The organism is Streptomyces sp. NPDC055103 (assembly GCF_053607625.1).
Genome location: NZ_JBSGTX010000176.1, coordinates 1 through 1,467, shown reverse-complemented (window position 1 = coordinate 1,467; position 1,467 = coordinate 1). Strand labels below are relative to the sequence as shown.

The 1,467-nt window shown below is 51.9% G+C and carries 1 rRNA gene; it reads left to right on the top strand.

Annotation, left to right across the window (positions count from 1 at the left end):
• Positions 1 to 480: 480 nt before the first annotated feature.
• Positions 481 to 1,467 (top strand): 16S ribosomal RNA (locus ACWFR1_RS40320); the annotation flags it as partial.

Here is a 1,467-nt window from a genome sequence, read left to right as displayed (position 1 = left end):
GCCGGTGACGGAGCAGGGCGAAAAGCTGGCCGATTGGGTGCTTAATAGCCTGGCGGACCTGCCTGCAGCCATCAAAAAGCGGGTTTAATAGGCGTTACGAATGAATAGTGAGCGGTCAGATAAAAAATGCATATTAACGCTTGTCATTCTGAACCGGCTCCCTATAATGCGCCTCCATCGACACGGAACATGTGAACAACTTCACAGAGTCTCCGGGGGTCGCAGAGAAAAAATCCTGAAATTAGGGTTGACTCTGAAAGAGGAAAGCGTAATATACGCCACCTCGAGTTAGCAAGCGAAAGCGACTAACTCACTGCTCTTTAACAATTTATCAGACAATCTGTGTGGGCACTCCACAAGACGATATCCAGCATCTTCGGATGCAAAAAAATATCAAGTCTTGAAGAGTGACTAACTGAAGTAAAATTCATGCAGTAAATCTTTGAGCATCGCTTCTCGAGTGGAAGCAAATCAAGCTTTTAATTGAAGAGTTTGATCATGGCTCAGATTGAACGCTGGCGGCAGGCTTAACACATGCAAGTCGAGCGGTAGCACAGGGGAGCTTGCTCCCTGGGTGACGAGCGGCGGACGGGTGAGTAATGTCTGGGAAACTGCCTGATGGAGGGGGATAACTACTGGAAACGGTAGCTAATACCGCATAACGTCGCAAGACCAAAGAGGGGGACCTTCGGGCCTCTTGCCATCAGATGTGCCCAGATGGGATTAGCTAGTAGGTGGGGTAATGGCTCACCTAGGCGACGATCCCTAGCTGGTCTGAGAGGATGACCAGCCACACTGGAACTGAGACACGGTCCAGACTCCTACGGGAGGCAGCAGTGGGGAATATTGCACAATGGGCGCAAGCCTGATGCAGCCATGCCGCGTGTGTGAAGAAGGCCTTCGGGTTGTAAAGCACTTTCAGCGAGGAGGAAGGTGGTGAACTTAATACGTTCATCAATTGACGTTACTCGCAGAAGAAGCACCGGCTAACTCCGTGCCAGCAGCCGCGGTAATACGGAGGGTGCAAGCGTTAATCGGAATTACTGGGCGTAAAGCGCACGCAGGCGGTTTGTTAAGTCAGATGTGAAATCCCCGGGCTCAACCTGGGAACTGCATTTGAAACTGGCAAGCTAGAGTCTCGTAGAGGGGGGTAGAATTCCAGGTGTAGCGGTGAAATGCGTAGAGATCTGGAGGAATACCGGTGGCGAAGGCGGCCCCCTGGACGAAGACTGACGCTCAGGTGCGAAAGCGTGGGGAGCAAACAGGATTAGATACCCTGGTAGTCCACGCTGTAAACGATGTCGATTTGGAGGTTGTGCCCTTGAGGCGTGGCTTCCGGAGCTAACGCGTTAAATCGACCGCCTGGGGAGTACGGCCGCAAGGTTAAAACTCAAATGAATTGACGGGGGCCCGCACAAGCGGTGGAGCATGTGGTTTAATTCGATGCAACGCGAAGAACCTTACCTC